Source organism: Mesorhizobium sp. M1A.F.Ca.IN.020.06.1.1 (genome assembly GCF_004023265.1).
In the GTDB taxonomy this organism is placed as follows: Bacteria; Pseudomonadota; Alphaproteobacteria; order Rhizobiales; family Rhizobiaceae; genus Mesorhizobium.
The window spans coordinates 1-6,246 of record NZ_RZSR01000278.1; the positions used below are offsets into that span (position 1 = coordinate 1).

Annotated in this window: 5 protein-coding genes; 2 read left to right on the forward strand and 3 right to left on the reverse strand. The window is 57.8% G+C overall.

The window, feature by feature from the left end; translation table 11 throughout:
* Nucleotides 1–490: hypothetical protein (locus EOA60_RS14465; protein WP_164899308.1), on the reverse strand; the 490-nt coding region annotated here is incomplete at its 3' end.
* 11 nt (nucleotides 491–501) lie between these two features.
* Nucleotides 502–1,014, reverse strand: coding sequence for a hypothetical protein (locus tag EOA60_RS37595; protein ID WP_164748126.1), 513 nt, complete (start codon nucleotides 1,012–1,014; stop codon nucleotides 502–504).
* 203 nt (nucleotides 1,015–1,217) lie between these two features.
* Between EOA60_RS37595 and EOA60_RS14475 the strand changes: the two genes are divergently transcribed.
* A complete protein-coding gene (locus tag EOA60_RS14475) occupies nucleotides 1,218–1,691 on the forward strand; it encodes a hypothetical protein (RefSeq protein ID WP_095825052.1) in 474 nt (157 codons plus the stop codon).
* Entirely contained in the window at nucleotides 1,688–4,417 is a 2,730-nt protein-coding gene (locus EOA60_RS14480) for a hypothetical protein (protein WP_127334709.1), read from the forward strand. The genes EOA60_RS14475 and EOA60_RS14480 overlap by 4 nt, the downstream gene beginning before the upstream one ends.
* 8 nt (nucleotides 4,418–4,425) lie before the next feature.
* On the opposite strand, the gene lepA is transcribed toward EOA60_RS14480, so the two are convergent.
* Nucleotides 4,426–6,231: a translation elongation factor 4 gene (gene lepA, locus EOA60_RS14485; protein WP_067323374.1), complete on the reverse strand. Its 1,806-nt coding sequence runs from the start codon at nucleotides 6,229–6,231 to the stop codon at nucleotides 4,426–4,428.
* Between the last annotated feature and the right edge of the window lie 15 nt (nucleotides 6,232–6,246).

Below are 6,246 nucleotides of genomic sequence, written 5' to 3' on the forward strand. Positions count from 1 at the left end.
GCGGCGCGAATTTCTTCACCGCCTCGATCAAGTCCTGTTCGTGGATGTCGAGCGAGGAGATCTCCATATGCACGGTGGTCTTGCCGAAGGGCATCAGGCCGAAGGCGTTGGCGGCGGCGTATTTGATCGCGTCGGGCGGCTCCTCGGTGAGCTCGAAATTGAGCATCGCCGCACCCTTGCCGCCGGAGGCGAGGCGCACGCTCCGCACCTTGTTCCACGGCACCAGCACGTCGCCGGCGCGAGCATCGCGGAAACCGCGCTGATCAAGCGTGACCTTGACCGAATTGTCGAAAGCGCCGCGCGAAATGAAGACGCCGAGCGCAAGGAAGGCGACGCCGAGCAGCGCGATCCACAGCACATGGCCGCCGGACGCGCCCGAGGCGAGGCCCTGCAGCGCGCCGAAGCCAAAGATGCCGCCGATCAGGAACGGTCCCACCGCCGGCAGGATCTTGCCGGAGGCGCTGTTGCGGATTTCGAGCGGCGCGGCCATTTTTCGGCCGCTCACCGTTCCGGTTTCAGCAGCGTCCAGATCCAGCCGATGAAGGTGAGGACCAGGAACGGATAGCCGGCGGCGGGCAAGGGCGCGGATGTGGGCAGCAGCGGCGCGCCCCACAGGATCATCGCCGCCGAGACGACGAAGAGCAGGGCCGCGACGAAAGCGGTGAGCCGCATCCAGAGCGCGAAGGTCGCTTGTGCGCTGACCATGACCAGCCCCGCCGCCCAGAGGCAAATGCCGCCGACATAGGAAGGCACGCTGGCCTCAAGGCCCGCCGCATTGCCGGCCAGAAGCAGGCTTTCGCCGGCGAGGTAGGTGAGGAAGCCGGCCGCAACGACATCATTGCCGAGCCGCTGGTATTTCATGGTGAGAAGTGCTGCCGCGACGACGACCCCCACGCCATCGATGGTCCACAGCGTCTCGCGCAGCGCGTCGCTGGCAACGAAGGTGCCCGCCAAGCCAAAAGCGCCGCCGATGGCGAGGCCGATCGCGGCGACGGTGTCCGAGGTGGAGCGCATGCGATGTCTCCCCGAGCCGGGGAGAGGATACGCCGATGTGGGGGGATGGTGAAGCACGACAAAGCAACGGGAACGCGAGGCTGCCCCGCTTCAGATCGTGTAGTAGTACTGCATTTGTGTATTGTAGCCTTTTGTGGCTTCTGAGTCGCGCCGACTAGCCACACGGCATTGGCTTTAATCAAAACGAGAGTAGCAATTCGCTCATGCTGAAAGTGCTTCAGGACGAACATCGCAAAAATTTCTGGAATTTGCTCGCGAGTATTTCGGCGGCCCGCGGCGCAAAAGCGCGGGGCGAGATACCTTCAGTCGGCCACGCCAATCTCCTCCATTTTTATGCAGCAGAGGTAGGTTTGAAATATCTACTAAGTAAAACTGCAAAAATACCATTTCGGCATGAAATCATTGGAGGAGTCGAACATGTCGAATTCTTTGGCCATAGGATCGCAGATATGATTGCTCGCTTGAAGGTGCCGGCGGCTAGAGTGCCTGCCCCGCCGAAGGCGACCTTTAGGTGCGTTCCTGGTTTTAAGGATGGGACGGGCGGGCAGCGATTCTCACTGAGCCAAGCCCATGAGGCTTGGAGATACGGGTTGACAATCGACATTGCGGATGAAGCCGATATTACTGGTTACCTGGCACAGGTCACCGCGTACTTGGAGAAGGAACTGCCCAAATGATTGTACGCGACTCTTTGCGAGTAGCCGAACTGATTTCGTGGGTGGATGTCGCACGGAGATTGTCCAGCATTGACCTCGTTGGCGGACCATTATCCCCACCCAATGGGCTAATCTCTACATCTGCCTATTGGAGCGGATTGGAAATCGTCATCACGCGAGATGCTGATGAAACCGCGATGCGTGATTGGCTCAAAGCGGTGTTCGGAAGTTGGTTGAATGCATCTGACGAACTAGACATGCGCATCGAGCTTTCAGCGCCGCATGGCATGGAAACGCTTCCAGTCGCTATAGTGCGAAGCCTTGAGATTGAGCCTACAAAGAAGATTTTCGAACCTAGTGCTGCCCTCAGCGGGGAGCGGTATTTTGATATTGACTTTCCAGTTCGAACGGAAAAATGGGGACCGTCAATATTTGCGTTCCACAGTGTCAAAGGAGGCGTTGGAAGAACAACAACCGCATTGGCGTTTTCACTTGAATTGGCAAATAGAAATGCTGGGCCGGTTTTGTTAGTTGACGCTGACTTCGAAGCCCCTGGAGTTAGCTTTCTACTTCAAAGCAGAAAATCTGGTTTCACGATTTCGTTAGAAGATTTTCTAGCTCTCGCCCATGCTGATCGATCGGATGGTTTTTCATCCACCATCGACTTCGTTGCGACGCGAATGGTCGACCAGTTGGTAAATGGAATCTACGTACTGCCTGTCAAACGTCTGCTTGATGACCTATCGGGCTTTGCAATCAGGCCTGAAAATTTGCAGGCTGCTCGTAGCAATGATCCCTTCGTTGTTCCGGACTTGGTACGCGATCTAGCAGCGCATTTAGGATGCAACGCGGCAGTGGTAGACCTACGCGCAGGTTTGGTCGATGTATCGATCCAGTTTCTCGCCGATCCATCTGTTGATCGAGTGTTCGTCTCGAGCACGTCGGGCCAGTCTGTAGCCGCCCTAACAAGTATGATGCGGACGCTTGGTATGCTCGAAGAACAGACCGGCGTTCCAGGGCGGCAGCCGTTCGTATTGTTTAACCAACTTCCGTTGTCTCGTTTCGGCGATTTTAAATATCGCGGCGATCTTGCAGGACGGCTCACCTTGAGTGCGGCTGAGGAGTTCCCTTCGTTTGCCGACAATGATTATATCGAGGCAAGCCCCGTCGCTGTCGGGTTCATTCCACATATGGCTGAGCTTATCGGTATGTCCGGCGAGTGGGATACCTTCGTAAGAGAGCTTTCTGCATCTAGCTTCCTTACGCAGCTCAAATCTGAAATGGCAAATTGGTCCGGATGGGAAGCGTTTAACGAATTAGATCAACAGGGGCCGATAGTTGCTACGCCACCACAAGAGGCAGACAAGCGTTGTCGGCAATTGGAGGAATTCGCTTTCAAGTTGACGTTTGCAGAGACCGCTGACGAGCTTGCAACCCCACTTGTAACTCCCCCCCTTGAACGGCTTGCTACCGACTTTTTAAGCCAACCGCCTGTCGTGGTTGTTGAAGGAGCTAAGGGAACAGGAAAGACACTTACTGCACGGTTCCTTCTAGAGCGAGGCAGCTGGAGAGCTGCTGTGGCAGCCCTCCAGACCACAAATCAGAGTTCGTTTGAAGGTTCTTTCATACCCATGTTCGGTTCGCTCACCAGCGACAGAATCACATCGCTCGTCGCCGATAGAAGGATTCAAGCTAGCAGCAGTCTGACCGGAGAGAAGCCATCAACGCTCTCGGAAACCACCCAGGCAATTCGAGCTCTCCTGGCAACGTCGGCACAAAGCGACTGGTTAGGCTTCTGGTTATCTCAAATAGCAGCGTCGGCGGGGTTCAGAGGCGATACGGCCTGGGCTGATTTTCTTTCTGCAGCAAAGACATCAATGATGCGGCCTGTTGTGCTCATAGAAGGGCTCGAAGAGGTATTGACCGACCCGTTCAATAAAGCAAATGAGGCTGCGGCCCTAGCCTCGCTTCTCGTCGATGTACCTTTGAGGCTGCGGGAGGAGGCGGGCCGACCAGTCGGTTATGTTGCGTTTGTACGTGCGGACATGATCCAAGCCGCAATCACGCAGAATGCAGCGCAATTCCGCGCCGTCTATTCAAACTATGCCCTAACTTGGCGGGACATAGACATAAAGGAATTGGTCGTCTGGTTAGTGAGCAACAGCGGGGCCATCCCTAGGATATGGTCAAGTGACTGGCGGCTCTCACATTCCTCATCTGAACTGCAGGAGAGGGACTTACGGCGGATATGGGGCATGAAACTTGGAAAGGATGATAGCCGCGAAGCGAGAACAACTGAATGGGTTATTTCGGTACTTACTGATCTTACGGGACGACTCACGGCCAGAGACCTAGTTCGCTTTGTGAGTGAAGCCGCAAAGCATTCACGGGGAGTAAAACTTGAGGACAGACTGCTAGCGCCCTCGGCGCTTAAAACCGCCGTCGATTTTACAAGCGAAAAGAAAGTAGAAGAATATCCAAAGGAGGTCGCACAGCTGGAGACTATATTCGAAAAATTTAAAAAGACACCTGGGTTTGTTACCCCATTTACTCGCATAGAAGCTCAAACCGTGGGCTTGTCAGACATTGATTTGGAAAATCTAGAGAAATACGGCGTCGCATATCAAGAGGATGGTCGCTTCGAAGTCCCGGAACTGTTTAGAATAGGTCTCCAAATGCGGAGAGGCGGTGCAAGGCCGAACATCATAAGTTTGACCAGACGAGCGCGTGAACGAGCGCGGGCCTAACTGCAGGCTCAATCCCCCATCTTCAGCGCCTGGATAAACGCCTCCTGCGGGATATCCACCTTGCCGAACTGCCGCATCCGCTTCTTGCCCTCTTTCTGCTTGTCGAGCAGCTTGCGCTTGCGGGTCACGTCGCCGCCGTAGCATTTGGCGGTGACGTCCTTCCTGAGCGCCGAGACGGTCTCGCGGGCGATGATGCGGCCGCCGATGGCCGCCTGGATCGGGATCTTGAACAAGTGCTGCGGGATCAGCTCCTTCAGCTTCTCGCACATGGCGCGGCCGCGCTTTTCGGCGGCCGAGCGGTGCACCAGCATGGACAGCGCGTCGACCGGCTCGTCATTGACCAGGATCGACATCTTCACCAGGTCGCCCTCGCGATAGTTGGTCAGGTGATAGTCGAAGGAGGCGTAGCCCTTGGAGATCGACTTCAGCCGGTCGTAGAAGTCGAACACGACCTCATTGAGCGGCAAATCGTAGGTCAGCATCGCACGCTTGCCGACATAGGAGAGATCGGCCTGGATGCCGCGCCTGTCCTGGCAAAGCTTCAGGATGCCGCCGAGATAGTCGTCCGGCGTGAGGATCGTGGCGCGGATCCACGGCTCCTCGATCGAGGCGATCTTGACCACGTCGGGCATGTCGGCCGGGTTGTGCAACTCCTTAGTCGTGCCGTCGATGAGGTTCATGCGGTAGACGACACTAGGCGCGGTGGCGATGAGGTCGAGGTTGAACTCGCGCTCCAGCCGCTCCTGGATGATCTCCAGGTGCAACAGCCCGAGGAAGCCGCAGCGGAAGCCGAAGCCGAGCGCGGCGGAGGTCTCCATTTCATAGGAGAAGGAGGCGTCGTTGAGGCGCAGCTTGCCGACGGCGGCGCGCAGATCCTCGAAATCGGCGGCGTCGACAGGGAACAGGCCGCAGAACACCACCGGCTGCGCCGGCTTGAAGCCGGGCAGCGCCTTTTGCGTCGGGCGGCGGTCCTCGGTGATGGTGTCGCCGACGCGGGTGTCGGCCACTTCCTTGATCGAGCCGGTGAAGAAGCCGAATTCGCCGGGGCCGAGCTCGTCGACATTGACGCGGGCCGGCTTGAAGACGCCGGTGCGCTCGACGAGATACTTTGCGCCGGTGCCCATCATGCGGATGGTCTGGCCCTTCTTCATCACGCCGTCGATGATGCGCACCAGAACGATGACGCCGAGATAGGCGTCGTACCAGCTGTCGACCAGCATGGCTTTCAGGGGTGCCGCAATGTCACCCTCGCGCGGCGGCGGCAGCTGGTGGACGATCGCCTCCAGCACGTCCGGCACGCCCAGGCCGGTCTTGGCCGAGATCAGCACCGCGTTGGAGGCGTCGAGGCCGATCACCTCCTCGACCTGCTCGCGGATGCGCTCGGGCTCGGCCGCCGGCAGATCGACCTTGTTCAGCACCACGACGATCTCGTGGTTGTTGTCGATCGCCTGGTAGACATTGGCCAAGGTCTGCGCCTCGACCCCTTGCGAGGCGTCGACCACCAGCAGCGAGCCCTCGCAGGCGGCCAAAGAGCGCGACACTTCATAGGCGAAGTCGACATGGCCGGGCGTGTCGATGAGGTTCAGCACATAATCCTCGCCGTTTTTGGCGCGGTAGTTCAGCCGAACGGTCTGGGCCTTGATGGTGATGCCGCGCTCACGCTCGATGTCCATCGAGTCCAGCACCTGCTCCTTCATGTCGCGCTCTTCCAGCGCGCCGGTGAGCTGGATCAGCCGGTCGGCAAGCGTGGATTTGCCATGGTCGATATGGGCGACGATGGAGAAATTGCGGATGTGGTCGAGGGGCGTCGTCATGCGGCGCGCTTTAGC

What these genes read in the sequence shown, in the direction of transcription:
- EOA60_RS14475 (WP_095825052.1), top strand. Translation starts at nt 1,218, where the DNA reads ATGCTGAAAGTGCTTCAGGACGAACATCGCAAAAATTTCTGGAATTTG.
- EOA60_RS37595 (WP_164748126.1), bottom strand. Translation starts at nt 1,014, where the DNA reads ATGCGCTCCACCTCGGACACCGTCGCCGCGATCGGCCTCGCCATCGGC.
- EOA60_RS14480 (WP_127334709.1), top strand. Translation starts at nt 1,688, where the DNA reads ATGATTGTACGCGACTCTTTGCGAGTAGCCGAACTGATTTCGTGGGTG.
- lepA (WP_067323374.1), bottom strand. Translation starts at nt 6,231, where the DNA reads ATGACGACGCCCCTCGACCACATCCGCAATTTCTCCATCGTCGCCCAT.